This window comes from Arcicella aquatica (assembly GCF_034928825.1).
Lineage (GTDB): Bacteria > Bacteroidota > Bacteroidia > Cytophagales > Spirosomataceae > Arcicella > Arcicella aquatica.
In genome coordinates this window covers 1-26,997 of record NZ_JAYFUL010000051.1, presented here as the reverse complement: position 1 = coordinate 26,997, position 26,997 = coordinate 1, and the positions used below count along the sequence as shown (strand labels likewise).

Genomic DNA, 26,997 nt, shown 5'->3' with positions numbered 1-26,997 from the left:
TATGAGCAATTATCAACACACATTTACCTTGAGGCAACACACACCTATGATTCATTTTCAGGCAGATGAAGAAGGTGCTTTCGTCAGAGTGTCAGAATTAAAGCCTGCTTTTGATAGATACCTATGGGAAAAAGTATGGACTCCTGAAGATGATATTGAATCGAAAGCAGAGATGTTAATCTGCTATACTGATGCACAAAGAGAAGAAATAATTAAAACGGTTAAAGAAAAAAACTATCAATGGGATGATTGGTCATTGAATTATAGTGTAGAGATTGAAGACATCAATGAATCTAAAAGAAAGATAAGTAATATAGACAAGTTTCCTTGTTATTTTGCTGACCTTGGAAAGGCTGAAAATAAACCTAAATTTGTTTTTTATGAGCCAGATTTTAGCATAAAGTTTACATGCTTTGATGAAACGTTGTTAAAAGTTATTATCCAGTACTTTCCTACTTTTTTAAGTAGGACAAATTTTGGGGCTCGCAAAAGTAAGGGATTTGGCAGTTTTACTGTAATTGATACTTTATCGCAATCTCCTATTCTACCCAAAACTACAATAAAAGGCTTATATAGTTTTGAAGTAAAGAATATGGACGATAAAACGTTTCGAGCATTATTTGAGCATATAGACTTATTTTGGAAAGTACTCAGAAACGGAATAGACGTTCCATTAAAAATACCATCAGCTCTTGGGAAGTGGGTGGATTCAAAAGGTTTGCATTTCGACAAATCTACACTTAAAAAATATGTCGATAATTCTATCAATAAAAACGCTACTTCTGACCAGAACACTAAAAAAAATATTTTATACAGAGATTTATTAGGTTTAGCATCAACCACTGAATGGCATTTCCAAAGGATAACTATGGACAAAACTTCTACCAACACAGAACAGAAGATTGATAGAATAATGTCACCCATACTAATAAAGCCTATTCGACAAGCTTCTTCATCAAATTACACTGTATATCTGGTTGTACCACTATTAAATAATGAAGTTTTAAGCAAAGAATTTAGAATTGAGTTAAAAAATAAAAGTGGAAATATCGGACTACCTACCACTTTCAAAACAAGTAATGATGCAACTACTCTCCGTCTTTTTATGGATTATGCAGTAGGGACTTATAAAAATACCTTTTTAGCTGACTATAAGAGAGATAATCGACCAGATGTGAATAAAATAAAAGTAGTATTCGGTTCACTTCGAAAAATTACACAACCATGAGCCAAAAATATTTAGCCTTAACAATTGGACCAATTTATAAAACTATATCAAAGGCTCGTCACACCCGAGAACTTTGGGCTGCTAGCTACACCTTTTCGTATTTGATGAAAGAAATATGCAGGGCATTACCTAATAAGCAAGATATTCTTGTACCAGCTATTAGTGGTGCATTGGATGAACTTTTTTTATGTACCGACAAAGATTTATTGGACACAGGAGCAGGGCTATTCCCTGACCGTTTGATTATGAAATCCGACAATACTTCTTTTGAGGAACTCAATAAAATTGTTGAAGGTGTATTAGTAGATTTTGCCCATAAAGTAGCCAAAGAGTTGAAACGTGAAGACCAAAAAGCAACTATCGTCACAGTATTCAAAGAGTATTTTCAACTTTACACGCTAGAAGTTGAAACGAATGAAAATTTGATTGAGACCATTATGCCTTATTTGGATTCAATGGAATTGCAACGCAATTTTTCACAAAAAGAAGATAATGTATTAGGTACTTTCTTCTTTAGAATTAGTGAATCATTTCTCATTAAAGATGCTTTTGGTATTCGCAAGAAGCATTTTTCATCGTTAGTTGAAATTGCAACCAAACATTTTGAAAATGTAATTCAATTCCCCGAATTGCCAATTATCACTGATGAAAATGAAGGACAAGATTTGGACTTCTCAATACCAGATACAGATGAATCTTATAAAAAGAAGTTAGACAAATATTCAGATGATTTAGATAAACGTATTAACGAACTATCGATAAAGTATAATCCCAACGACGATACTATCGAAAACCCATTCTTACCATGCTATAAATATGTAGCTTTTGTACAAGCTGATGGCGATAAAGTGGGTTCAATCATCAAAGAATTAGCTAATAAAAGTGAAGAGGAATTACTTGGATTTTCAAAAAAACTTTATCTTTTTTCAAAAAATGCTGTCAAGGAAATTAGTCGCTACGGAGGTATGAATATTTATGCAGGAGGCGATGACCTGTTGTTTTTTGCCCCTGTTCGTTGTGGAGAAGAAACCATCTTTGATTTACTAAAACGCCTTGATAATTTATTGAAAGAAACCTTGAAGGGCTATCAAAACCATACTCCTTCAATGTCTTTTGGTACAAGCATTTCACATTTTAAAGCTCCCATGTATGAAGTATTAAAGGATGCAGCCTTCCAGTTATTTGGAGTAGCCAAACAACCCAATGATAAACCTAAGAATGCCTTGGCTTTTCGGGTAGAGAAACATTCTGGACAAGGGTTTGCCTCTAAAATCAAGCTTACCTCGCAGTCTTTTATTATTCTTCAAGCCTTGTTAGCAATGAACCAGAAAAACAATGCTGTTGATTTACGCGGAATAACCCATGACCTAATGCAAAGAGAAACTGAATTAATGGCAACACATGGAATCCCTGAAAGAGTCAACAATTTTATTGAGAATAACTTTAACGAGTCTATCCATCAAAAAGAAGGAAAAATATTTTTAGAAAAGGTAAAAGCACTAATTCTGGCATCTGTTAATGAGGCTAATGCTGACCATAGCAGTACTGAGAATGTCATGAAGGAAGCGATTAAAAACACACACGTGATTCTTAGAACCTATTTGTTTTTAACATCAAAAGAACTGAAATAACCATGGCAACCAAACCCTATTTAATAACTTTCAGACCCATTGATGTATTTTTTTTGGGAAATGAGAAAACACTTAATGACGATAACTTGTCGTATTTTGTACACTCTAATAAATATCCTCAGCAAACTACATTGCTGGGGGCTTTGCGCTATAAATTGTTAGAAGCAAACGGATTATTAAGTCATGGAAATAAACCTGTTGATATTAAAGCCCATCAGTGGATTGGGAATAACAGCTTTCAAATCAACTCAAAAACTAATACCTATGGGTATATAGAACAGCTATCTCCTGTTTTTTTGAAAGAAGAGCAAAACTATTGGCATGCTAGTCCTAAAGATTACTCTTACAGTTTCAAAGTACTGCCTGCAAGGGTGAAATTAGCAGATGGTAATGAAAACTTATTAGGAATATTTGAAGGCTTCGATGCTAAAGCTGGGGTGTCTGATTGCCTAACCAATATCAAAAGCAAAGAAAGCCCCAAAGCCATTGATGATTTTTTTGTCTCGGATATTAGAAACGGTATTCAGAAAAATGATTTAGTAGAAACGAAAGCTCTTTTTAAACAATCGTATTATCGGTTCAAATCCTCCAAGATGGCTTTTGCTATTGTTGCTTTTTTGGACGAAATAGCAGGGAAATGTCTGATAGATTATATTAATAAATCGCCTTTTGTACGAATGGGAGCAGAACAAAAAAGCTTTGAAATGGCTATTGCTGAATGTGGCAATCCGCTTGAATATTTTCAATTAGAGCACCACAATTCTTCCGAATTTACTAAAATTGTATTATTGAGTGATACCTATATTGAACCTAGCATTTATAAATATTGCGTTGGGGCATTAAATGAAACTGTTGATTTTAGAAATATTGAAACCAATTCTAATACACAATTTTGGAATTGGGATACTAAGGGAAAAGGACAGAATGCTTTCCCTAAAAAATTGACAACCAAGCTTAATCTGCTTGAAAAGGGTTCTGTTTTTTACTTGAAAAACGGGGCAGATGAAGCCTTTGAGCTAGCCTTGAAAAGTAATAGCCATTTTCGAAAGATTGGTAACAATGCTTATTTGAAATTTTTGCCAAATCTATCCAACCCAACAATATCTATTTTTCATTAAAAGAAATCAACTATACAGACATGAAAAGCACTCTATTTATTATTAAGAATATTACTAATCTTCATGCAGGCGACGGTGATTCGTCTGATGGATTGATTGATAAGACTGTTCAGCGTGACCCAACTACTAGAATACCCGTAATTCATGCTTCTAGCTTGAAGGGAAGTTTAAGAGAACACTTTAAAAACTTATCCGAAACGGCTTCAATTTTTGGGAAAGAACCCAAAAAAGAAGCCTCTGTAGATGCTAACAAAGGGTCGCATATATTTTGGGATGCTCGACTATTGGCTCTTCCTATACAGGATGATAGTCATGGATATGTATTAGCTACCACTCAAGACCTTATTGATGATTTCAAAGAAGTTATCAAATTATGTGCGGTAGCATCAACAGATAAGTTAGCAACCTTAACTAATCCCGTTGAGAAATTGACTAATAAACCTCTTAGGGTTTTATCAAATACTGAGTTTGAAGAACATTGCGAACGTTTGCATGTAATAGCCCGTAATAACCTAGAAAATGGAAAATCTGTAAATCTTTGGTATGAGGAAGTAGTACCAAGACAAGCCTTGTTTTATGCTGTGATACAACATCCTGAAACAGAAAGCCCACTTATTAGTAAAATAAAAGAAACTAACCTTATCCAAATTGGTGCAAATGCTACGATTGGTTACGGGCAATGCCAATTCACTGTTGTTAATTAAACGATAGCTTCAACCATGAAAAAAGAGATAATTATTAATAATATGGATAAGGCTTATACTGGTATCGAAGCCTCATTTGCTAAAAATAAAAAGGAAGAAATCCTTAAAGAGTATAATGGCTATGCAGCTAGTTTTTGCACAACGCTTAGACAATTGGGACTAATGGCAGCTTTGCTTAACTATTTTGAGGCTGACCTTTATTATCATCCTAAACAATCTAATTCTAAATTAGAAAAGCCTTCAGGACATCATCTGATTGATGTTTTAGCTAAAATGTTCGGGAAAGATGACACTATGAATTTTATTCAAGATGTTTTTGAATCTGCCAAAAAAACAGATAAAGCTGACTATAAAAAAAAGGAGAAACTAGCAGCTGAATATGCTATTACTATCAAGAAAACACTTAGACTTTTTAAGCTACAATCATGACAAAGCTAAATATTCATAAACTTTTTTATAAAGATTATTTTGCAAGCCCTATCCGAACAGGTCGAAAAGAAGAAAAGAATCTTTCTTTTTCGTTTGATGGTCTTCATGAAATTAATACTCAAATTATCTCATCAAAGTATGAGATGTTCAAACAACAAGCCGAAGAACTGAAAATAGCCTCTGCAAGCACAATCTCGTTAACTACTAAATATCCGGGGCTTTTGGTAGGTGCTGGATATGACCATGAGACTCATTCAGACAATGAACTAAAACTAGGCTTTTCTTTTGATTTTACTACTGGGCTTCCTATTATTCCAGGGTCATCGATAAAAGGTATTCTACGAAGTGCTTTTAGAAAAAAAATCAACAATAAACCTTATGCGCTAGCAAAGGCTTTGTTAGCTGAGATAAATGTAGACTTGACGGAGGAACAATGCGAAATGCTAGAAATAGAACTGTTTGGTAGTTCAGAAAATAATGAACAGAGCATACTAGAACGTGATATTTTTTATGATGCCATTATTGACCCTTTGCATGTAGGTCTATTTTTAGGGAATGATTATATAACACCACATAGAAATCGTACACACCCCGAAATGTCACCTTATACCAATCCGATACCCTTACCCTTTCTGAAAATTAAACCAAATGTTAAGCTTATATTTCAATTCGGATTAAAAAATCGAACATCACAGTTACTTAACAATAAACAACGATTAGATTTTTATAAAAAAACACTTAAGTTATTAGGGGTTGGTGCAAAAACAAGGCTAGGATATGGTAAATTTAAAGACGAATAATGTTATATTTGATAATGCAAAAATAGCTTTTACTAAAGCTAGAGTATAAAAACATTAAAGTAACTATATTTTATAAAAATGCATAATATTGCCATTTCAGAAAAGCTAGAAATTGATATAATTGATTCATTATCAATGATATATGATTTGTTGCTCTAGGAGTGGCATACTGACGGATAAGAGATTACGACATTGCAAGTCGTGGGGTTATCTGCCCACGAAATGCTAGGAGTGGCATACTGACGGATAAGAGATTACGACATTCCAGATAACGAGCACTTGGATCTGATGTGCTCTAGGAGTGGCATACTGACGGATAAGAGATTACGACAAGATACACCACCTTTTTTCAAGGTTTCTTGAGCTAGGAGTGGCATACTGACGGATAAGAGATTACGACAAAGACATCATTAAAAGTAGCACTCCCGCTACTTCTAGGAGTGGCATACTGACGGATAAGAGATTACGACAGCGGTATACCAAGCACTGTATTCATGATCTCTGCTAGGAGTGGCATACTGACGGATAAGAGATTACGACAAAAACAATCGAAGCTTTCGTAAAAACTGACTAGGAGTGGCATACTGACGGATAAGAGATTACGACTTAGGCTACATGCGTCTACGCATCCGACTACTGCCGCCTAGGAGTGGCATACTGACGGATAAGAGATTACGACGTGATGAAAAAAGAACTTAGTCGTTTGGAAACAATTCTAGGAGTGGCATACTGACGGATAAGAGATTACGACAATTCGGCAAGAAGGTTTTTGATGATGGCCTCAAGCTAGGAGTGGCATACTGACGGATAAGAGATTACGACAGCAATGCCCCGACTATGAGCAATATTCCTACTGCGACTAGGAGTGGCATACTGACGGATAAGAGATTACCAGAAAAAAACTAATTAGAAGAGTAACACTTATAGGTTTTAAATGCTAAAATCATGCAGCTAATTCTTGATACAAATGGGCTAATTGTAAAGCAAAGAAATCAGTGTTTTCAAATTATCTTTGGAGAGACCGAGAAACTTATTGCACCAACAAAGATTACAAGTATTGCTGTGACAAAAAATTGTTTATTAAGTTCGTCTGCTATGATTTTAGCAGCTCAAAATCGAATTCCCATCTATTTCGTAGATGGTATTGGCAAGGTGTTATCAACTGCAAGGAGTGCTAGTTTTGATTCTCTTTCAACAATTAGGCGTAAACAAGTATTTTTTAACCATACTTCTGATGCAACCAATTGGATACTTAGTATATTTTCGGAAAAGAATAAACAAGAGTTAGAAACGCTAAGATGGTTAATAAACATTAGGAAACTGGCAAAAGACGAGATAAATCAAGGTATTGAAACACTAATAGAATTTCAGAAATATTTAGAGAATATTCCTTTTCAGGAACTTACCGTTGAAGATATTAGACCTCAGCTCTTAGGAAAAGAAGGAAGTTCTGCTCGACAATATTGGGAAGCTGTTTCCGCTTGTTTACCTGAGCATTTTATTTTTGAAAATAGGACTCGTCGACCAGCTACAGACCCTTTTAATGCAGCATTAAATTATTTATATGGGATGCTATATACCACTGTTGAAAATGCCATTTGGTCGGCAGGGCTTGACCCTTACCTAGGAATATTTCATGTAGATGAATATAATGCTCCTACGCTTTCTTTCGACCTTATAGAGACCTTTCGTCCTTGGGCAGACCGCTTTTTGATTGAAGCCTTTTTAGATGGATTTTTCGACAATACTTTTGTTGATGTAAAGCAAAATAATGCTCATGTATTAAATAGCAAAGGGAAATCATGGCTTATACCAGCATGGAATGAATATTTATTAGTAAAAGAAAGAATGGAAGATTTTCAGGTTTCACGAAAAAATGCAATCCATCGAATGGCGGATAATCTTAGAAATCAGATAGAAGATGTAAAAATCCCTTCTGAAATGATAAAGTAAATATATACTTTTAATATCTGTGTAATTATGAGTAATATACTAAAGAATTTAACATATTTTGATAAACAATTTCGGGCAATTGTTCATCCTCAAGATTTAGCCAAATTGTTAAAAATAGAACTTTATCTACTTCAATTACTTGCAATGTCTCCCCAATACAATACTTTTCGGGTATTGAAGAAAAATGGTAAAACACGACTCATCGAAGACCCTGAGCCTCATCTTAAACAAATTCAAAAACAATTAAATCGTTATTTACAGAGTATTTACCATTTTAAAAGAACAGATGCTGCTTATGGTTTTCAAATAGCAGTAAAGAATGAAACAGATACTCGTGACATTGTGAGTAATGCTCGAAGGCATCGCTATGATTCCTTTATGCTAAAAGCCGACTTTAAAGATTTTTTTCATCAAATTTCTGAAAAGAATATAATAGATTTCTTTGAGAAATTACTTCCAGAAGCAAATACACATTGTCTAGAGCTATTAACACAATTATGCTGTTATAATGGGAGGCTTCCAATGGGAGCTCCAACATCGCCTGTTTTATCAAATTTGTTTACTATTCAATTTGACAATGACCTTCAGGAGCTTGCTAGAAAAAGGCTGTGGACATATACCCGTTTTGCTGATGATTTGGTTTTTTCGGCAGACTCTCCTTTTTCTCCTAATGACTTTACAGAGATTCAATCAGTAGCTACCATACACGATTTGTATTTCAACCCAGACAAAACGCAATTTCTACATAACCAATCTCAGAAAATTGTTACAGGTATTCTATTAACTAAAGATGGTGTGAGTGTTCCTCCTGATTTTTTTGATGAAACAGTTTTAGAAATCCAAAAACTGAAAAACATTGTTGAAGTTCAAAGTAGAAACGGATTACCAGTTACGGATTGGATAGAAGCTTTTAAAGACCAAATTAAAGGGCAAATTAATTTTGTAAAATTTGTATTAGGTGACTCTTCGGAAGAAGTACAAAAATTAGTAAAGCAGTATGAAGATGCCGTTAATGATGAACAATTAGGATATTCAGAACCTGTTAGTTGGATAAACTTAGCATATTTAGTTTAAATCTCTATGATAAAATGTTATATTTGGCTGTTTACGACATTGAAGATGACCGTCTTAGGGATAAAGTATCACAAAGACTAATCCGTTTTGGTTTTGAGCGAATTCAGTTTTCTGTTTTTGTAGGAAATCTCAATCCTACTCAAAAGCAAAAACTAGACATTACAATATTAAAACTATTAGAAAAAGTAGATGAACAAAAATATAAATATATGACCATGCCCCTAGCAGAAAGCTACGTTTATAAAGCTGACTGGCTTGGAAAAGAAAAACCATCTTGGGATTATCACTGTGGAAACCAACATACCTTAATTTTATAAAAATGCATAAAATGACCATTTCGGAAAAGCTAGAAATCAATATAATTGATTCATTATCAATGATATATGATTTGTTGCTCTAGGAGTGGCATACTGACGGATAAGAGATTACGACTTTTAAAAAATCTTCAATCTATTTTCAGATTAATTACTCTAGGAGTGGCATACTGACGGATAAGAGATTACGACATTGAGATGCTTGTTTTCCTGGTACCTATAAGAAAGCTAGGAGTGGCATACTGACGGATAAGAGATTACGACAAAGGGTTAACATTCCAAAGCCGAAGCCGTTTTGCTAGGAGTGGCATACTGACGGATAAGAGATTACGACAAGTGATAAAATCACATCGAAAGTTATTATTACAATCTAGGAGTGGCATACTGACGGATAAGAGATTACGACAATTACAAAAAATCCTAGTGCCATGACCAGATTGTTTTTTTTTTTTCTAGGAGTGGCATACTGACGGATAAGAGATTACGACATCCTTGTTTGCACGCATCTTTGTAACAAGCTTATCTAGGAGTGGCATACTGACGGATAAGAGATTACGACACCGATTTCTGAAAAAGGAGTTCCTGAGAACTTCTCTAGGAGTGGCACACTGACGGATAAGAGATTACGACATACGCAACCTGTTAGTTCTTCTGTTCCACTGGACTAGGAGTGGCACACTGACGGATAAGAGATTACGACACTGGAAAATTTACATCTGAGTAAATATTACACGCTAGGAGTGGCACACTGACGGATAAGAGATTTAATTATATATGCAAAAAGCAATTCCCCTTTTTTTAGACACAGAGTTTACAGGATTACATCAACAATCTAGCTTAATTTCTATAGCTTTGGTGTTAGATAATCAGACCTATTTTTATGCTGAGCTTACCGATTACGATACGGGGCAAATCTCGGATTGGATTCAAAAGAATGTAATAGACAATTTGTTATTTGCTGAAAAAGAAGAATTTATATCCATTTCTGGAGGGAAAGTACGTATAAAGGGAACTCGCCAGCAACTACAAAGGGGATTAGAAGAGTGGTTTAGCCAATTACCTAATGTGGAGATTTGGGCAGATGTTTTGGCTTATGACTGGGTTTTATTTTGTAGTATTTTTGGGGATGCTTTTCAGATTCCTAAAAATATATTTTACATTCCTTTTGATATGGCTACAGCATTAAAAATAAAAGGTATAAATCCTGATACTTCACGCCAAAAAATTGCTTTTAAAGACCAGCACTCACAGAATGAATGCCTAAGCAATTATGATGTAAAAAACCTTTCTCAACACAATGCCCTTTTTGATGCTATTGTCTTAAAAGAAGTTTATCTTAAACTCAAAATTATTTGATTAAGGTTTGCCAACCATAGCCTTTGCTAACGGCTTTTCCGAAGGCAACATAATCAGGCAATAAAAGGTTACTTCGATAGGTTGTTTTAAATCCTGTAAAAAAAGCCGTTCCTGTTTCACTAACAATTTTATGTTTGCCTGTACTATTGAAAGTAAGTATCTCCACAGAAATCCCCCCCTGTGGTAATTCAACTGACATCTCTCTGCAAAAACCCAGCAATTGTGCCACCAGAATACTTCTTAGCATTTCTTTTTTTTTATCTATCGTATTCAACTCTTCAAATATTTCTTCTCGATTTAGGGTTGAACCATCTTTGTTCTTTGTCAGATTTAAAGCTAGCCAATGATTTAATTGATAAGTCTGGATTGTGTCTATCAAAGCAAGGCTAGTACGGTTTTCATTTCGTACAAATTGTTGGAATTTGGGAGGAAATTTGTCTAGTTTTTCAGAAAGAAGTTCATTCAAAGCCGTGTAGCCTTCTTTTATACCAAAGATAGCGGCTACACCATTTATATTTCTGTAGTGAATTCGAGGATATCGATAGATGACACTATTTTTTTGTTCGGCATGATTATGAAATAAATCATTTTCACGATTTAGCTGATGATTGATAAAACTGCGAAATTTTAAAATATCTTCCCCTACCTTAATTTGAGGAAAAACAACGAGCATTGAACGAATGAGTGTCATAAAATATTAGATAGCTTCAGTAGAGGATAGATAGTTTCAAAGAATGTATAGCATATTTAAATTGTCTTTAAATATAAGGGTTTTAATTGTTAAGATACTACTACTATATTTAAAACATCCCACAAGAACTTAATGACTTGGAAAAAGCCCAGTTAGTCAGTTATTAATTACCCAAATACATTCAGTTCTAGCTTTCATCAACAAATACATCATTTCAAGATGATTACAAGCTGATATTAAGAAGATATTTAACTAGGTTTAATTTTTTTTCAATCATTCAAATCAAGCCTTTTTTTTTGTAATAAGATTGAATCATAGAAGCATAGCTTCAACGGATGTGACGACGCTTATCCCTCCTTTTATTGCATAAAAGGCTCTAACGACTTCGGGGAGCTTTCACCCCCTTATGAGCTTTTTAGCTTCTATCATCAACAACAAAGAAAGGAGATTTGATGATGTCTAACCAAAAGGAAACCAACCCTAAAATGCCAACTCACACAGTGTACTTCGTAAAACACAACGGAGACGATGCAAAAGCTGAATGGATTAAAGCTGGCGTTGCATGGGAACATACCGATGGAGAAGGGCTTAATCTATCGCTGGACAGTCTGGGACAAAAAGTCGCCCTGACAGTTCGTAAGAACAAAGCTTAACACCTGTAAAATCTAATCTGGTCAGGGGAAACCTTGATCAGATTTTTTTCTGTTATTTTGCCTCATTTTGAGCGTTTCAGATTTCTTGTTTTTAGTCTCCTTATCAAAACCTCCTAACAGTAAAATAACCAAAATGAAGCTTTAGGTAAGGTAATTTAATTTCAGTAATAGGTGATATAAGAGGATAAAAAGATATATTTTCTTCTTGAATTTTATTAACTTTGTGATACTATAGTGTTAGTATAAACTGTATTAACTTGTAAAGTACTACTATGTTATCACTTATATCAGCTTCGAAAGCACAATTGAAAATTGCTGAAAATATTCGGGAAAGACGGTTATCCATGGAACTTACCCAAGAGGGTCTTGCTGAACGTTCGGGCGTTCCTCTAGCTACTTTGCGTAAATTTGAACAAAAAGGGGCTATTTCGCTGGAATCCTTTTTGAAACTCCTGATGGTGGTTGGAGAAGTAGAAGAACTCCTCAATATCCTTAAACCATCAAAACCAACATTCAACTCTATTGATGATGTATTGAAAGATACGCATAACGCATCCCGAAAAAGAGGATGGAAAAAATGATGAAGCCCATTACAGAAATCAAGGTCGGCTTAGACTTTGGAACAGAAATACAACCAGTAGGACGCTTGGCAGTACGTGACCACATTATTTATTTTGAATATGATGATGAGTTCATAAAAACAGGCATACAAATATCTCCGTTTCGCTTGCCATTGAAAAAGGGCGTTACAGCATTACCGCAACGACCGTTTGAAGGATTGGCAGGTGTTTTCAGCGACAGCCTCCCAGACGGTTGGGGGAGATTGCTTTTCGATCGCCTGCTGAGATCGCAAGGCGTATTACCAGCCACTATATCTCCACTTGACCGTCTTGCAAATGTCGGATTGTCAGGTATGGGAGCTCTTGTCTATGAGCCTGACCATAGCCCCTCGGAGGTTCAAGAAGTAATAAATCTCGACCAACTGGCTTTAAAGTCTCAGGAAGTGTTACAAGGTAGCTCAGAAGAAGTTATCAAGGAACTGCTCGCTTTGAACGGTTCGTCTGCTGGAGCCCGTCCCAAAGCCCTTGTTGCTGTCAGTGAAAATCGCCAGCAAATTATATATGGAGCAGGGAAGCTTGATGAAGGGTTTGAACCTTGGCTGGTTAAATTTACGAATTCTCGGGATGGTAGCGATGCTGGTGCGATTGAATATGTTTATGCCTTAATGGCAAAGGAAGCTTGTGTCCTGATGCCTGAAGTGCATTTATTTCCATCACAGAAAGGAGCTGGTCACTTCGCTGTTAAACGTTTTGACAGAGAAGGTGGTAAACGACTGCACATGCACACGGCAAGTGGGTTGTTGCATAGTGATTTCAGAGTCCCATCACTGGATTACGAAGATTTGCTCAATTTAACTGGAGCGATTACCAAAGATATTCGTGAAGTAGAAAAAATGTATCGCATTGCCGTTTTCAATGTGCTTGCCCATAATAGGGACGACCACGCCAAAAATTTCAGTTTCCTAATGGATAATCATGGAGAATGGAAACTGGCTCCTGCCTACGACCTCACCTTCTCAAGTGGTCCGAATGGGGAACAAAGCATGATGGTTATGGGAGAAGGCAAAACCCCTACCATTAGCCATTTGGCAAAACTGGGTAGAGAAGCCAAGCTACCTCAAAAGCAGATCGATGAAATTATTGGAAGAACAAGACACGCTCTAAATTCTTGGAGAACCTTGGCAACTGTTTACAATGTTTTGCAAACAAATATCGATTTAGTGGAAAAGACCATTGGCAACAATTAGTAGGTCAAGTGAGCTGGACAACAAACTGGAAAAGCAGGAAACAATCTGTTGAATTGGGAGCTTGTTTCCTAGCAGCAGATTTAGGTTTCGAGCCTATGCCAGAAGAAAAACATGCAGCGTATATACAGTCATGGTTAGAAGTTCTCAAAGATGACAGGCGATTCATCTTCTCTGCGACATCGCGTGCACACAAGGCTGTTGAATACATTCATGGTTTGCAGTCTCAGGAAAAGCTTATTTGTTCATCAGGGAGCAATTGAGGGGGTTTGCATTGGTTAGTCTATCAAATCACCAATTTCTTTTGTCGGTTGAATGATTGATAGAAGCCTAGCTTCAACGGTTGTGATGGCGCTTATCCCTCCTTTTACTACATGAAAGGCTCCAACGACTTCGGAAAAAATAGATAGCGGGCTACGATTTTTTTCCTTCGGGGAGCTGGGGTTATCATGCCCTCAAGGCATATTGAAGAATAAATATCGCATATTTACAATATCCTTCATTACAAAAATTTATAAAGTCGCTAAATGAAGACTTTCATCTGGTAAGGAAAAATTCTGATCAGATGGAAGATTAGAGAATTGTTTTATGTATTAGTCCTTGTAAATATAAATTACAATGTTATAATTACAAGGATGTCTAAAATAAAGAGGGAGGTCGTTTGAAAAGTCCTATACCTTTTTCAACAATCTCTCCAATAATTCTACCTTTTCTTTTTCAGATTGTAAAAGCCTTTCATAAAGCTTTTTATTTTCTTCAATCGTCTCAAGCCATCTGTCAATTGGGTTGAAGTTGTATTGGACAGATGTATTGTCATGATAATTGTTGGAGAAGATATTGATTGCTTTCTCGTCTTTAAAGTCCTTTATAGTATCCTCTGAAATACCCAATGCACTAGACAATTTTTCTAGTGTTGCTTTATCTAATATTTCTTTTTGCTCCACCTGAGAAATAGCTTGTTGGCTTAGTCCCAATTTGATAGCTAAAGCATCTTGTTTAATACCCAATATTTCTCGAATGCGTTTTACGTTGTGCCCTTGATGTACCATGTCTTATCAATTAACTGTGATAGGCAAAGATAAGTAAAACGAGGGTAGTAAAAAACAATAATCTCACTTGTGAGATACAAGTAAAATAACTGTTTTGAAAGATGATAATACGGTAATTTTAAGTAAACGTTTAAACTTAATCGTAACATGACAACTTTCACAAATACCCACAGCCTTTTATTTGATGATTTAAGTACGCTCGAAAGCCTATTAGGAAAAGGAGTACTGAAAAATAAATCTCTCAATGCAAACTGCGATTGTGCAGGATATACCTCAACCGACGACGATGATGAAATGGATACCTCAAAAAGCACCGAAACTACTTCACAGGAAAATTAGCGAAGACTATGCCTTCGTAGTTAATTGTGCCTTTCCCAATTCGTTTCGATTGCTGAATAAAGCTCAGTACGATATTTTAAAAGAGATTGATGGTCAATCTGATGTAAGCAGTATTGCCAGTCTATTTTCTTTAAGCGATGATGTTCTGGTAGATTACTTAAATCTTTTATCCCGTACAGAAATCATTCGCTTTGATGAAAGATTTAGCGAACCTCAAAAGCCTGATAAGCCTCAATCCCTAAATTTTTGGATTCATACGACTGATACTTGCAATCTTGGATGTAGCTACTGTTATATCTCTACCCTCAATACCAGCAAAGGGATGGCTGATGCAGTAAGGGAACAGTTAATTTATAAACTGGTTGAAACTGCAAAGGGGCGTAAACTAAAATCAATAAAGTTTCGCTTAGCTGGAGGCGAACCACTCAGCCAATTCAAAAGCTGGAAACAATTTATTCCCCATGCAAAACAGGGTTTGTTAGAAGTAGGCTGTAGCTTAGAAGCATCTTTCATTACTAACCTGACATTGTTGAATGATGATATTATCTACTTTTCTAAAGAATATGACTTGAGTTTTGGTGTTTCTTTGGATGGTGTCGGTGACACGCATGACATGACCAGAAGATATTTGTCAGGGAAGGGGTCATTTACTGTGGTTGACAACAATCTGAGAAAGCTGCTGTCACAAAAGATTCCAGTTTCGGTGAACACTGTAATCAATAATCAAAACTTGGCAGGCTTGCCAGAATTAACCCATTATCTTATCGCTCTGGATGTACCTTTTCGATATTCTATTGTAAAGGGAGAAGACATTGATGCAATTCAATTGGAAAAGTACTTGAATGCTTCTTTTGCTATCATGCAAGAAGCAATTCAAGTCGGATGGAACTTCTCAAAACGCTTTCAATTCTGTGACCTTAAGCCCAATGATTTAGGATTTCAGACCTGTGCTTCTGGTTTTTCAGGTGGAGCAATTTATGTAGATGGCACACTTAAATATTGCCATGTGGAATTTGGGGAACAAACGCCTTTATCTTTCACCATCTTCGACGAGCAGAAAGACCTTGTGGAAATGATAGAAATGGGCAAGCATGACGAAGATAAGAAATCAGAAGATTGTAAAAAGTGTCAGTATAAGCATATTTGTACCAGTGGATGCCCCGTGTATCGTAAGGATGATAAAGACCCACAATGTAGCCTTTATCATCAATTTATCCCTTTGTATTTTGAGCTTCAAGCGTTGGAACGATTAAAATTGATTCAAGATTTCCAATCTGCTACAGTCGAATAAATTCAAGGTTTTATTTGACTTAGGGAGTTTATGTCTTGGAAATAGTGATTGCTTTGCTCGCATTATTGGCAACCTGTTACCAGCTTTATTTACAGCGTGTCCATAATGAAAAGTCTTTGCGTCCATTAGGACAGATTGATTTTCTGGATAAGCAAAGAACGCTAAGGGTACGTCTTTGTAATAATGGCATCGGTCCGCTCATTATTGAAAAGATTACTTTTCTCAAAGATGAGAAGAAGTACTCTGTTATATCAGATTGCTTGGACTTAAATCCAAGAAGTTATATGCATCTACGCACAAGCGAAAGTACTCGCACAGTTATTTATCCAGCATCAAGCCTTATAATTTTTGAAAAAACTTTTGAAGTTGACGAGTCTGAAGAAAACATTGATGATGTAAGAACTCAATTATCAAGCCTTTCAGTGGTAGTAATTGGTAGAGATATTTACAATAATAAAATCACCATTAAACGTGATTTTGGATGGTTTAGTGAAATCAAAAGTTGAAATCCACAAATAATTTCTTATAGGATAGATTAGATATTTACTCCAACACTTTTCAAAAATAAAGCGTAATTTATTTGAGTTCAACTTAAAATCTGGTCAGGTGTAACTCTGACCAGATTCTTTATAACTAATTTTTCTTCTATAATAAATTCTTATCCTGTCCAAAAGTATTTAGGGATTTCGTTCAACTATCTTAATGCCATTTATTGCACTAAGTGCAATAATATTTGCAGGTGTCATGTTTTGTTTAACGAATGGTATTTGTACTCTAGGGGTTTCATTTTTCTCAAAATATAACGAAAATCTTGTTGTATTAAGGTTGGAAGCAACAGGTTTTTCTAAGTTATCAATTATCCATTGTCGAAATAGCTCAGGAGAGTCATCAATAAAAATATCTAATTCACGGGGAATAGGGTCAGCAATTTTAAGGGTATATTCTACACCAGATACATCAGCAATAAATTTGTATGCGTTTTTACAATATACATTTTTATCGATTTTAAGATACCTTCCTTCTTCTTCGTCAATCTTATAATAAGTTACTCTATCATCATATTCCAATGCGTTGCTGCCTGTTTTTAACCAAACGTTTCGAACAGCACGTATAGCTCCTTCATAACATGTAGTAAGAGTAAGATCTTTTGCGCCATCACATGGAACAAAATTAACTTCTCTTCTGCTGAAAAGTAATTTATCAGCGATGTTGAGTTGTTTGTTTTCATCGTAAAGCTTTTCAAAAGAATACACAGGTAAAGGTAAGACGTTTCTTTGATTATCAACCTTTAGCGTAGCTGTCACATAGATATTGTCTGAAATATCACCAGCTGCTCTACCTCTTTGAGCAATGACAAGTTCTCTTTCGGAGAAATTAAAACCTGTTTTTAACCGCTTTAATTTTACAGCAATTGCTTCCTTGATTGTTTCTGAATTTTGATAGCTCCCATCCAAAGCACCATTGACCTTAGCTTCAGCGGTTGCTTTTTTAGAATAAGTGCTTTCATCTAATGAGGTTAATCCGCCCTTTCTATTAACAACACCAATTACATTTCCGTCCGAATCATAAGCCTTTTTTTCTTTGCCTATGTCTACGTTAGATGTATTAGTTGTTTGGTTGCCAGAATTAGTCTCATAACTTTCGCCCAATCCCCCTGATGCAGACAATTTCGAATTAAGAGATACCGTTTGGTCTCTAGAAAGTGTTCCGAAATCTATTTCTTCAAATTCATTTTGTAATTTATTTATATTATAGAAAGTTACAGCCGACTCTTTGGGCAATGCAAGATAAGTTGTCAAAAACTCTAGTCTGGTGTTGGGATGCATCAGTCGTTCATCATTATAGTACTTTTTTAGGTTATTAAAGACGAATTGTACTTTATAGTAAGTAAAATCCGTTTGTTTGTTTTGTGTTGAAACTTTAGCTATTGGTATAATCGGTTTAGACAGGCGTGATATAAAAGTATCCGCATTACTTATTTTTGAAGATAGTAATTTCATATAAAGATGAGGAAGAGAATCACGCATATCTAGAAACGTTACAGGCTTAGCTTGTACAGACTCTTCTGTGCTAGTAGGTAAAATACTTACAGTAACATCTAAACAATTTTTAGGGGCAGTTGCATACTTGTAACGACCTCTTTCTAAATTACTAATTTTTGGAGAAGCGCATGATGCTAATATCAATAAGAGCACCAAGATATTTGTATGTTTATTTTTCATTAGAGAAGTTTATATATTGTGTAAAGAGCGATAGCACTAGTAGGACTACATTTAGCAGATAAGTTAGAAATACATGTTGCCTGAAATCTACTACCAAGTTGTTCACCACTACAATTAAAAATGCTTGTATCTATTGCGTAATAATAAGTACTACTCTCTAATGTCACCACATCTCCTTTGGCTGCGTTTCTTCGAGTATAAACTAAACTTCCTGATTTCGCATAAGGTAGTGTTCCGGGGAATATTGAATTTAGAGATGATTCTAATTGAAGTAGTAGTTCATCTTTGCGATATCCATTTACTTGAGATATTTCAATGGAGGGATGGTCTTCTTTATTATAAAAGACCTTTGCTTTAAACGTATTTCCAGACCGTGAATCATTATAGCTAAACCTTGATAATGGGTTTATTTTAGATGATTTTTGAAGATTTCTAATTGCTTTTTCAAGTTTCTTTTCCATAGGAGTTAATTGTTAAGAGAATAAATAAAGAACTCAATTGTTAATACACGCAACTTAAGAAAAATAAAATAATCTAACAAGGTTATTTTATTTTTCTTATTTTACGGTAAGTATTCTCATTTTCAGTATGTTACAAACTTAGCTAAAAGCTAAATATTACAAGCCAGACAATATTATAATCTATTTAAAATAGTAATTAAGATGCATTGAATACCCCCTAAGAATACTTTTAAAGCATGAGTCTTTCATCGTATTCTATTTCATTGCAGAATTCATTTTATTAAACCAGTAATCTACTTACTATTTTACACATAAACTTGTGGAACATCTATTTTACGATTACTCATTCTTTTTTTCTACATGAATATCTATTACTACAGAATCAGGACTATCTACCACATATCTTTCATCAATCATGGTAATTATTTTAGGGCTATGGTCAAGAATACTCATAAAAACAGATTCTAAGCCATAACCCTGTAATTGAACAGAATAGGAAGAAAAATGAAGAAGGATTATATTCTTTTCGCTATTCGCTGAATATTCCCCCGATACTAGATAAGCGTAATTGAAGAACATTCGCTTGCCATCAAGCCATACCAAACAAAGGTTACGTGCATGGCTTGCTGTCTGATAAACCTCCATTGATTCATCTTTCTTTGATGGGGCAGGGGTGTTAGATTTTGTCGGGTCTCCTTCCCGTATTTGGTCGTAACGTAGTTTATAATCTTGGCTCATAATCTTCGTAATTTGATTTTATTGGAGAAGCTTTTTCTGCTTGCTTTGTTTTATGATGCTCAGTGGAAGTACGACTCAATTCATCTCTAATTTGATGATGAACCATCTCATTGGTTTTATTTTGTCTACTGACAAGCTCTATCGCAGATTGTCTTTCACCCAGCTCTGAGGCGTGATAAAGCAATTGCTCTTTATCATCTGTGTAAATGTGTGCACGATTTCTCGCACGGGATACAGAAACATAGAATTGTTTGGCATCTGTCGCAGGAAAGGTTGACGCTGGCTGCGAAATAAAGATTTCATCCACGGTCTTCCCTTGAGATGCGTGAGAAGTCACACAATGGGCATGGGAAAGATGACCATAATCTTGTTTAAGTTTATACGTTTCCTTACTTATGGCATTGCGGAGTACAATATCTCCTTTCTTACTCACTGAAACTACATCGAGCATTTGCCCATTGTTCAACCTGTTTTTCTCTTGGTCAAAACCATTGCGGGTAATTCTGATTGTATCACCTTTGGCAATAGCCATTTCACTTTTGGAGAAAATATCATAATCGCTACTCTTTTGAATAGGAAGGGGAACGATGTGACCGTTTTCATTCTTAATCATGACTTCATTTTCAGCACTGGATTGCACCGTCCAAAGACTACCACGCTTAATCCCTGCATTGTTTTGATTGAATTGAATGATTTGCCCTTTTTCAAAATTTCTCCAATCACTTTTTTGAGCTTCTGTCAGATTAAGGCTATTGAGCTTTGTGGCTTTGATTTCCTTTTTCCCAATCAATCCTTCCGATTTAAGTTTCTTTCGGATGGCATCGGTGACTTCATCTCCCTGCTGATGGGTTGGCGAAACTACCAAGGCAGATTTTCCTTTTTTAATGGCTTCAACATAGTCACTGACTAACGCTTCATTGGGCTTTAGCGGTGAAACACTTTTCACTGAACCCATGCTATCAAGTTTTTGAAAAGCATCTTTCACATTGCCTTTGGATAAGTCTTCTACGGCTGAACGATAATATTCATCTTTCTGACGATAGATTTTACTTACTTCTGCGGTTTTGATGCCACCGACGGTATTAAGAATACGCAAGGCATCCCCTCTGACCACGCTTGAATGCTGTCTGGTATCACCCCCCAGAATAAGTCTTGCATTTTGTTTGTTGGCTATTTCAAGCAATGAGGTCATATCTTTTGTGCCAAGTAATCCAGCTTCATCAACCCATAAAACTTGATTGGCTAATTGCTTCTGCATATTCTGGTCAGTTAATAACTTGGCAACCGTTTCAGCTTTCTCAAAGCCTTCCTCTCTCAAGACACCACGGGAAGCCTGTGCGGTTGGGGCAACGACTATCACTTTCTTGCCAGCTTTTTCCATGAAGCCTACTGCTTCTTGCATTAAGGTCGTCTTGCCTGTTCCTGCTGCTCCACGGATGATGGAAACACGATTGGTGGTAGTCAGCACATGATTAACTGCTTCAGCTTGTTGTCCATCCAGTTTAAGCTCAGGTACTTTGGTATAAAGGGGGCGGAGTTTACCTTTGCCTTCCTTCGCCAGATTGACCATCCTCTTTTCTTCATTGAGCGTATCATGGGTAGTGCAAAGGACTTTTGACTGCTCTTTCACACGGAGAATTCGTTTGTCGTCATTAAAATGTTGGTCGATTTCATCCATAGAGATGGATTCATCGCCGATGCTATGGCGATAAGCGGATTCCAGCAAACGGCGGTCATGCAAAACAGAAGCCCGTTCAAACCCATGCTCAACGGCATAATCAACACATTGTTTGGAGGTGATGGCTGTCTTTTCCTTTTTAGGAGCAAAGCGAATATTTCCTTCTTCGCCTTCCTCTTGTCCATTTTTATCCAGTTCTTTGATTTGTCGTTTCCATTCGGTTTTTAATTCAGCCATGCTCATGCCCGTTTGTTTTTTAGAACGGGTTCTTGCACCAAGCTCACTTAACTCATGTATGTTGGTAATGCCTTTCTCTTTGGCAACACGACCGATTTCATCCGTGCGTTTTGAAAACAGAGTAATAACATTTTTAGGAATGCCTTCCACTTCAAATGACTTTTCCGTTCGACGGATTTGATAACCCTGCTTGATAAGCTTATCGGAAAGCCTTTTATGAAATATGGTCTGGTAATAGGGCATATCCCGTTTTATATCTCTGAATTGAGTTGCCTTAATCTGCTTTTCCTGTTCATCCCAAGTGGCATTGAAGACAAAACAATGAGCATGTAAATGAGGGTCTGGAGCATGACCCTCTACAGGTCTAGCGGTCTGATGGATAAAATCAGCCCAGACCAGTTCTTGAGTATCTCTGTCATCGAAGACATTGTTTTTTCGGATACGGGTTTTACTATCCTTTTCAATGTCTTGCATGGTTTCTTGGACGCTTTTATGAAAAGCATCTAGGATATGATTATCTTTGGAGAGGGAATGTAAGATGGAAACTGATTTGGGACAGTGGAAATTAATGTCATAGCCTGTCGTGCGTTCCTCCTTTTTCCTTGGGGTCAGCGGAGTACCGTCAGCAGGGTTCATGTTCTCACAGAGGGCAAAAAATGCCTCCTTGGTAGCAATACCGCTAATGCCTAAACGTTCAGCCAATTTTCCCTGAATATGCCCGTTGAGTTCTTGGTCGTTGGTATAATAATCCGACTTAGACAGGGACTCAGAAAAATAGGCTTTAGCATGAGCAGCCGAAGTGCTTTGTATCATCCTAATCATAACAGGGATTTTAAAGTGATTATAAAACGCTCTGGGAAAGTTTCTTGAGTTGTTACTGCCTGTTCATCTTGGATAAACCAAATAGATACCCAAAGCTGTGTTGAGGAAAGTCCTGTATTAAGTAAATAAATTTCATCAGACGTCTTCCCTAAGCACAGCTTAGAAGGATTAAAATACCTGCACAGGCTCGTCGCCATCATCTTCAAAAAAGCTATTAACGACTTTACGTCTAAAGTCTATATTGTCTGGTATTTTTCCGTAGTGTCCAAATCCACGAGTTTCTTCTGGTTCTCTTCCATTGACGAACGAATCAACCAGCTCCTCATTGACAATGAGTTCATCAATTTTATCCATGACAAATTGGTCTCCTCTGTAATAAGCTCCCATCCAACTCAAGGAATAAACAATGCTACAAAATATAAGTAAATAGCCGACTCTCTGTTGAAGAAGAGCCAATACAATCCCCACTCCTAAGAAAAAGGCTGGCTCTAATAAGGTACAAACTTGTCGTGTTGTTGGGGTTTCACCATTGATATTGAAATCATAAAAAGCTGGATTGATTACCCCAGGAGAAAGACTAAAACGGGCGAAATCAAACACAGAAGGTTCTCTCTTTATTTCCTCACGACGCTTTATGCCATTGGTACATAAATAATCCTAGGTAAACATACCATGTGATATTCTTCCATAAGATTGTCCAAATGCTTGTCTGTTCCCTGTCATAAGAATAAGTATTAAAACTTGGCAAATTAGAAGCGATAATAGGATAGAGTCCCAATACTACTGTAAGAATGATAGCTGTTGAAAATGAAAAATAGCGTTCACCAAATTTAGTCCTTGTGAATACTTCCAGTAATAATCTTGGGCCAGATGATACTTCCAAGAAGGTGTTTAAAATAAACTCTTTAATCACATTCCGTCTGCGGAACAGGGTGCGGTAATACAAGTTTCTTTTCATTTAGGCAGGATAGTTTTAGTTAAGAAAATTATTTGTTTATGGTCTGAATAGTTGGTCAAAATCTATTTTGATAAAATTCTTTTTCCCAGCGAAACTATCCCCTTGTCGATGAAAATAGCCTTCTACTCTATAATTATTCTTTTCACCTCCTGTCCTGAGACTAATGAATTTTTCTGGTCTTACATGCCTGTCTATTTTAAGCGACAGACTATCGCTTTGTGAAAAGTCTTTTGCTGTGGTGATGGTTCTCGACGGTTCAAAGAAGGTCGTATCGCCTATTAGTTCCGAGGCGTATTTATTCGTTTCTATATCGGCATTGGCATGGAATATCTTTGTGCCTAAAGTTCCCAAAAAACTCTTCACACGGTATTCGGCTTTCTGACCACCCATGGAAGCATAGTAATTGGGTAGATTTTGGCTGATATACACTGTAGAAATTCTACTGCTTCTTGCCGTAGCCTGATATTCAGCATCATGCTCATGCAGAAAGTTTTGAGCTTCATCTGCCCATAGAAATAAAGGTCTTCTGTTAAGCTTTATATTTCGCTTTTCCATTGCCCTCTGCCAGATATATTTGAACAGTATTTGGCAATCACGTCCGACCTTGTGATAGACTTTTACAGGAAGATTAATAATAATGATTTTTCCATTCAGGCAATCGTCAGGTGTAATGTTGGATTTGTTCCGACAAAACATGGAATACACAGGTTCTCGAAGTAATCTGAATAAAAAGCCAGAGAACGTGAATTCTATGATGGAGCGTGTTTTTGAGCTAAGATTCTTGAAATTGTCGAAGAAAAATTCGTGTAAGAATTTCATCAAACGAGCTTCAATCACATTATCCAGTACCGCCTGATGATATGTATCAGGTTCTGCAAATAAACTTTGTTGTTGAGCAGTAAGAGATTTGTCCCAAGCTCTTACTTTTTCAAGCACCTTATTATGTGCTGATTGATAGGCTTTATTAAATGCTTTAGATTTTTCTTGCTCATCTTCTTGGTTGTTGGTTTGGTCAGTGGCTTTAGGTAGAGTCTGAACAATGTCATACATCATTTGTACTGAAACAGAGCCGTAGGCAATCTTACAAAGGTCAATCACATTGAAAATAAGCATATCCAAAGCAGATTCCCAGAAGGGGTCATCTCCTTTTCCACTGTCTTTTTCTTCGCCAGCACGGATAACCGTTTTTAGTACTTGTACGATATTTTCGGTGATGGCTTCATTAGAATTCGTATGCGTAGATTCATACTCAAGAAAATTAAAATTGTATTTTCCGTTGGGTTCGATGATAACCAAATCATTTGTTCGATTGGTCTCTGCACAATAGTTCTGCCATGTTTCTTTTTCGTCTGGTTTGGCGGTTAATACCAATCCACTAAATCCAGCCTTTAGGTATTTAAGGGCAAGCATTCTGCCAGAGCCAGAAGTTTTACCCGAGCCAATTCCTCCAAATATCTGTACCCCTTCAACAGCGTGTCGAATAGTCCATGTTGATTGTTCATGGGCAGAAAAGGGGAATTGTAAAATAGGGAAGTCTAGGTCGTAAATATCCAATATACTAAGGCATACATAAATAAAACTTATAGTAAAACTATGAACTTGTTTAGGATTATATAAAGATTTCCAAATTAAGGCGAATTTTGTGGTGTCGAATCATAAAAACACCCAAAAATGGAAATCTTGAGTAAAAGTACAATAGAAGCATATATATTGCCAAATTTAAGTATTGGATTACGAGGTAAAGAGTGCGAAACAGAATTATTAACTGGAATTGTTTCAGCTATTTTATATCGTCTAAAAACAGGTTGTCAGTGGCGTTTTTTGCCTGTAAAACAGTTTTTTAGTGGTACTTCTCTGACTTGGCAAGGAGTTTACTATCATTTTTGTGAATGGGTCAAGGACGGCTCTTGGACAAAAGTTTGGCTCAATATTTTATCATTAAACCGTCAGTTTTTAGATTTATCTTCTATTCAACTTGATGGTAGCCATACACCTGCTAAGCGAGGTGGAGAAGCCGTTGGGTATCAAGGGCGAAAAGCATCTGAAACAACGAATACTTTGTTTTTAGCCGATAATTCAGGTCAAATGTTAGCTTGTTCAACTCCACAAGAGGGACAACATCACGACCTTTATAATATAAAGGAGCTTTTTGAGGAACTTTGCCAAATGCTTATCAATGCTGGTATTAATATAAAAGGGTTGTTTATGAATGCTGATTCAGGATTTGATAGCAAAGAATTACGTCAAATTTGCAAGGAAAAAGAAATTCATGCCAACATAGATATTAATTCTCGCAATAGTAAAATCGAACCTCAAACAACAGAATACCAATATTTTGATGAAGAACTTTATAAAAAACGAACTCTAATTGAACACGCAAATGCTGGGCGGACGGCCAGTCATGGATAGTTTCAAAGCATTACTGATTAGATTTGAAACAAAAGTAGCAAATTGGACAGCTTTTACTTTAATCGCATTCTCGGTTCGTTTTTTACGCAAAATTCAAACAAAAATATAATCCTAAACAAGTTCTATATTAAAATATGATAACTGCAAATATTTTTTGTGATAATTTTAAAAAATGTAACAAGTTGTTTGTTAGACTATTATATTTTGCTCAGTTTTTTATTCTTCAACAAATAATAGCATAAATCAACGGCTATCAAAGGAGAGTCATCCGCTTTTGCCTTGCCGAATTTAAATAAAGCCTCTCGATATTTAATGATGGTGATCCCCTGTATATCCGTTGAAGACAGGATGCCGTCCTGAATATTGAATCTATCATCTACAAAGCATTCTCTTAGCAAGGTCTCTGGAATGACGGAATGTTCGAGTTGAGGCTCATAACCCAGAAATAGAGTAAGCCTTTCTTTGGTAATTTCTTTGAATTCGGGCAAATAGTCAAAATACCGTTGATATACTTCTCTCGAATAATACAGATTGCTATGCGTCTCCATATCTTTATTGCGGATAAGTTTGATATACTCTTCTGCTTCTTCAAGCATTTCATCCTCTGAAATACCGCCACTGTGATAACGATGTAAGACAGCTCTTATAAAGTTTCCATAGGGAATAGTAAGATAATCAGGAGGAAGATAGCCTAATAATCTTTTTATCAAGTTATGAGCATCTAGGGCATATTCAGGAAATACTTTTCCTGTAGCAACAATATCATTCCATTTAAGTGTTTTTCTCTTGGAATTGATATGGGCAGCAATAAAAGCTTCGGCATCTCCCCCAAAGCAATTGCCGATTAAATCCTGTTCTGATTCAGTGAACATTTTATACCCTCAATCGCAAGGAACCACTTGTCTAGTTTAGCATATTCATTAGACATTTTTAACATATATAATCTTGTTTTCGTACAATTTATTAGGCTATTTTCCTGAAATTGTAAAGTCCACAAGCTGTTTTCATAAGATTTTCTCTGAATCCGAATCTGTAATT

At 36.1% G+C, this 26,997-nt stretch carries 28 protein-coding genes and 2 CRISPR repeat arrays; of the genes, 18 read left to right on the top strand and 10 right to left on the bottom strand.

The window, feature by feature from the left end; all coding sequences use genetic code 11:
• The first annotated feature begins 1 nt into the window (after position 1).
• From VB264_RS21225 to VB264_RS21180, 10 genes are all read left to right on the top strand, one after another.
• Positions 2–1,228: a hypothetical protein gene (locus tag VB264_RS21225; protein ID WP_323252753.1), complete on the top strand. Its 1,227-nt coding sequence runs from the start codon at positions 2–4 to the stop codon at positions 1,226–1,228.
• Positions 1,225–2,859, top strand: coding sequence for a type III-B CRISPR-associated protein Cas10/Cmr2 (gene cas10, locus VB264_RS21220; RefSeq protein ID WP_323252751.1), 1,635 nt, complete (start codon positions 1,225–1,227; stop codon positions 2,857–2,859). Before VB264_RS21225 ends, cas10 begins: the two co-directional genes overlap by 4 nt.
• Before the next feature lie 2 nt (positions 2,860–2,861).
• The gene (locus VB264_RS21215; protein WP_323252750.1) at positions 2,862–3,977 is read left to right on the top strand and encodes a type III-B CRISPR module-associated Cmr3 family protein; all 1,116 of its coding nucleotides are present in this window, start codon (positions 2,862–2,864) and stop codon (positions 3,975–3,977) included.
• A 20-nt stretch (positions 3,978–3,997) separates the two neighbouring features.
• The gene (gene cmr4 / locus VB264_RS21210) at positions 3,998–4,681 is read left to right on the top strand and encodes a type III-B CRISPR module RAMP protein Cmr4 (RefSeq protein WP_323252748.1); all 684 of its coding nucleotides are present in this window, start codon (positions 3,998–4,000) and stop codon (positions 4,679–4,681) included.
• A 15-nt stretch (positions 4,682–4,696) separates the two neighbouring features.
• Complete coding sequence (locus VB264_RS21205; protein ID WP_323252746.1) at positions 4,697–5,110, top strand: type III-B CRISPR module-associated protein Cmr5; 414 nt, start codon at positions 4,697–4,699, stop codon at positions 5,108–5,110.
• Positions 5,107–5,910 carry a type III-B CRISPR module RAMP protein Cmr6 gene (cmr6, locus tag VB264_RS21200; RefSeq protein WP_323252744.1) on the top strand — a complete coding sequence of 268 codons (804 nt, stop codon included), beginning with the start codon at positions 5,107–5,109 and terminating at the stop codon, positions 5,908–5,910. The genes VB264_RS21205 and cmr6 overlap by 4 nt, the downstream gene beginning before the upstream one ends.
• Positions 5,911–6,065: 155 nt before the next feature.
• Positions 6,066–6,806: a CRISPR direct-repeat array (repeat unit 37 nt; unit sequence CTAGGAGTGGCATACTGACGGATAAGAGATTACGACA).
• Positions 6,807–6,855: 49 nt separating this feature from the next.
• Positions 6,856–7,863 (top strand): CRISPR-associated endonuclease Cas1, encoded by a 1,008-nt coding sequence (gene cas1 / locus VB264_RS21195; RefSeq protein ID WP_323252741.1) that lies wholly within the window; start codon positions 6,856–6,858, stop codon positions 7,861–7,863.
• A gap of 27 nt (positions 7,864–7,890) precedes the next feature.
• On the top strand, positions 7,891–8,937 hold the full coding sequence (locus VB264_RS21190; RefSeq protein WP_323252739.1) for a reverse transcriptase family protein: 1,047 nt from the start codon (positions 7,891–7,893) through the stop codon (positions 8,935–8,937).
• Positions 8,938–8,951: 14 nt separating this feature from the next.
• Entirely contained in the window at positions 8,952–9,254 is a 303-nt protein-coding gene (cas2, locus tag VB264_RS21185) for a CRISPR-associated endonuclease Cas2 (protein WP_323252737.1), read from the top strand.
• A 79-nt stretch (positions 9,255–9,333) separates the two neighbouring features.
• Positions 9,334–10,022: direct repeats of the CRISPR family, unit length 37 nt; unit sequence CTAGGAGTGGCATACTGACGGATAAGAGATTACGACA.
• Positions 10,023–10,025: 3 nt separating this feature from the next.
• Positions 10,026–10,607, top strand: a complete 582-nt coding sequence (locus VB264_RS21180) for a 3'-5' exoribonuclease domain-containing protein (protein WP_323252735.1) — start codon at positions 10,026–10,028, stop codon at positions 10,605–10,607.
• Here the strand turns inward: VB264_RS21180 and VB264_RS21175 are convergent.
• On the bottom strand, positions 10,600–11,298 hold the full coding sequence (locus VB264_RS21175; RefSeq protein WP_323252733.1) for a CRISPR-associated endonuclease Cas6: 699 nt from the start codon (positions 11,296–11,298) through the stop codon (positions 10,600–10,602). The two genes, VB264_RS21180 and VB264_RS21175, sit on opposite strands and share 8 nt — an antisense overlap.
• Positions 11,299–11,783: 485 nt before the next feature.
• Between VB264_RS21175 and VB264_RS21170 the strand changes: the two genes are divergently transcribed.
• The 4 genes from VB264_RS21170 (at position 11,784) to VB264_RS21155 (ending at position 14,018) form a co-directional block, all read left to right on the top strand.
• Positions 11,784–11,951 carry a hypothetical protein gene (locus VB264_RS21170; protein WP_323252731.1) on the top strand — a complete coding sequence of 56 codons (168 nt, stop codon included), beginning with the start codon at positions 11,784–11,786 and terminating at the stop codon, positions 11,949–11,951.
• A 272-nt stretch (positions 11,952–12,223) separates the two neighbouring features.
• Positions 12,224–12,532, top strand: coding sequence for a helix-turn-helix domain-containing protein (locus VB264_RS21165; RefSeq protein ID WP_323252729.1), 309 nt, complete (start codon positions 12,224–12,226; stop codon positions 12,530–12,532).
• Positions 12,520–13,758, top strand: a complete 1,239-nt coding sequence (locus tag VB264_RS21160; RefSeq protein WP_323252727.1) for a type II toxin-antitoxin system HipA family toxin — start codon at positions 12,520–12,522, stop codon at positions 13,756–13,758. Before VB264_RS21165 ends, VB264_RS21160 begins: the two co-directional genes overlap by 13 nt.
• Positions 13,680–14,018, top strand: coding sequence for a zincin-like metallopeptidase domain-containing protein (locus VB264_RS21155; protein WP_323252725.1), 339 nt, complete (start codon positions 13,680–13,682; stop codon positions 14,016–14,018). The genes VB264_RS21160 and VB264_RS21155 overlap by 79 nt, the downstream gene beginning before the upstream one ends.
• 408 nt (positions 14,019–14,426) lie before the next feature.
• Here VB264_RS21155 and VB264_RS21150 read toward each other — a convergent pair whose 3' ends face one another.
• The gene (locus VB264_RS21150) at positions 14,427–14,804 is read right to left on the bottom strand and encodes a helix-turn-helix domain-containing protein (protein ID WP_323252723.1); all 378 of its coding nucleotides are present in this window, start codon (positions 14,802–14,804) and stop codon (positions 14,427–14,429) included.
• 147 nt (positions 14,805–14,951) lie between these two features.
• Here VB264_RS21150 and VB264_RS21145 point away from each other — a divergent pair, with 147 nt between their 5' ends.
• Genes VB264_RS21145 through VB264_RS21135 form a run of 3 tightly spaced genes read left to right on the top strand, consistent with a single transcriptional unit; the run spans position 14,952 to position 16,940 of the window.
• Positions 14,952–15,143, top strand: coding sequence for a hypothetical protein (locus tag VB264_RS21145; protein ID WP_323252721.1), 192 nt, complete (start codon positions 14,952–14,954; stop codon positions 15,141–15,143).
• Positions 15,094–16,434 carry a radical SAM/SPASM domain-containing protein gene (locus VB264_RS21140; RefSeq protein ID WP_323252719.1) on the top strand — a complete coding sequence of 447 codons (1,341 nt, stop codon included), beginning with the start codon at positions 15,094–15,096 and terminating at the stop codon, positions 16,432–16,434. Before VB264_RS21145 ends, VB264_RS21140 begins: the two co-directional genes overlap by 50 nt.
• A gap of 44 nt (positions 16,435–16,478) precedes the next feature.
• Positions 16,479–16,940 carry a hypothetical protein gene (locus VB264_RS21135; RefSeq protein WP_323252776.1) on the top strand — a complete coding sequence of 154 codons (462 nt, stop codon included), beginning with the start codon at positions 16,479–16,481 and terminating at the stop codon, positions 16,938–16,940.
• A gap of 171 nt (positions 16,941–17,111) precedes the next feature.
• Here the strand turns inward: VB264_RS21135 and VB264_RS21130 are convergent, their stop codons facing one another.
• The 7 genes from VB264_RS21130 to VB264_RS21100 all read right to left on the bottom strand — a co-directional run bounded on the left by VB264_RS21130 (position 17,112) and on the right by VB264_RS21100 (position 25,104).
• Positions 17,112–18,656 (bottom strand): hypothetical protein, encoded by a 1,545-nt coding sequence (locus tag VB264_RS21130; protein WP_323252717.1) that lies wholly within the window; start codon positions 18,654–18,656, stop codon positions 17,112–17,114.
• Positions 18,656–19,117, bottom strand: a complete 462-nt coding sequence (locus tag VB264_RS21125; protein WP_323252715.1) for a hypothetical protein — start codon at positions 19,115–19,117, stop codon at positions 18,656–18,658. The genes VB264_RS21130 and VB264_RS21125 overlap by 1 nt, the downstream gene beginning before the upstream one ends.
• Positions 19,118–19,456: 339 nt before the next feature.
• Positions 19,457–19,855, bottom strand: coding sequence for a hypothetical protein (locus tag VB264_RS21120; protein WP_323252713.1), 399 nt, complete (start codon positions 19,853–19,855; stop codon positions 19,457–19,459).
• Positions 19,839–22,583: a MobF family relaxase gene (gene mobF, locus VB264_RS21115; RefSeq protein ID WP_323252711.1), complete on the bottom strand. Its 2,745-nt coding sequence runs from the start codon at positions 22,581–22,583 to the stop codon at positions 19,839–19,841. Before mobF ends, VB264_RS21120 begins: the two co-directional genes overlap by 17 nt.
• Before the next feature lie 177 nt (positions 22,584–22,760).
• The gene (locus VB264_RS21110; RefSeq protein WP_323252709.1) at positions 22,761–23,192 is read right to left on the bottom strand and encodes a hypothetical protein; all 432 of its coding nucleotides are present in this window, start codon (positions 23,190–23,192) and stop codon (positions 22,761–22,763) included.
• A gap of 22 nt (positions 23,193–23,214) precedes the next feature.
• A complete protein-coding gene (locus tag VB264_RS21105) occupies positions 23,215–23,550 on the bottom strand; it encodes a hypothetical protein (protein ID WP_323252707.1) in 336 nt (111 codons plus the stop codon).
• A 36-nt stretch (positions 23,551–23,586) separates the two neighbouring features.
• Positions 23,587–25,104: a type IV secretory system conjugative DNA transfer family protein gene (locus VB264_RS21100; RefSeq protein WP_323252705.1), complete on the bottom strand. Its 1,518-nt coding sequence runs from the start codon at positions 25,102–25,104 to the stop codon at positions 23,587–23,589.
• Positions 25,105–25,221: 117 nt separating this feature from the next.
• Between VB264_RS21100 and VB264_RS21095 the strand changes: the two genes are divergently transcribed.
• The gene (locus VB264_RS21095) at positions 25,222–25,959 is read left to right on the top strand and encodes a transposase (protein WP_323252703.1); all 738 of its coding nucleotides are present in this window, start codon (positions 25,222–25,224) and stop codon (positions 25,957–25,959) included.
• Positions 25,960–26,156: 197 nt separating this feature from the next.
• Here VB264_RS21095 and VB264_RS21090 read toward each other — a convergent pair whose 3' ends face one another.
• The gene (locus VB264_RS21090) at positions 26,157–26,831 is read right to left on the bottom strand and encodes a hypothetical protein (protein WP_323252701.1); all 675 of its coding nucleotides are present in this window, start codon (positions 26,829–26,831) and stop codon (positions 26,157–26,159) included.
• Positions 26,832–26,997 lie beyond the last annotated feature (166 nt).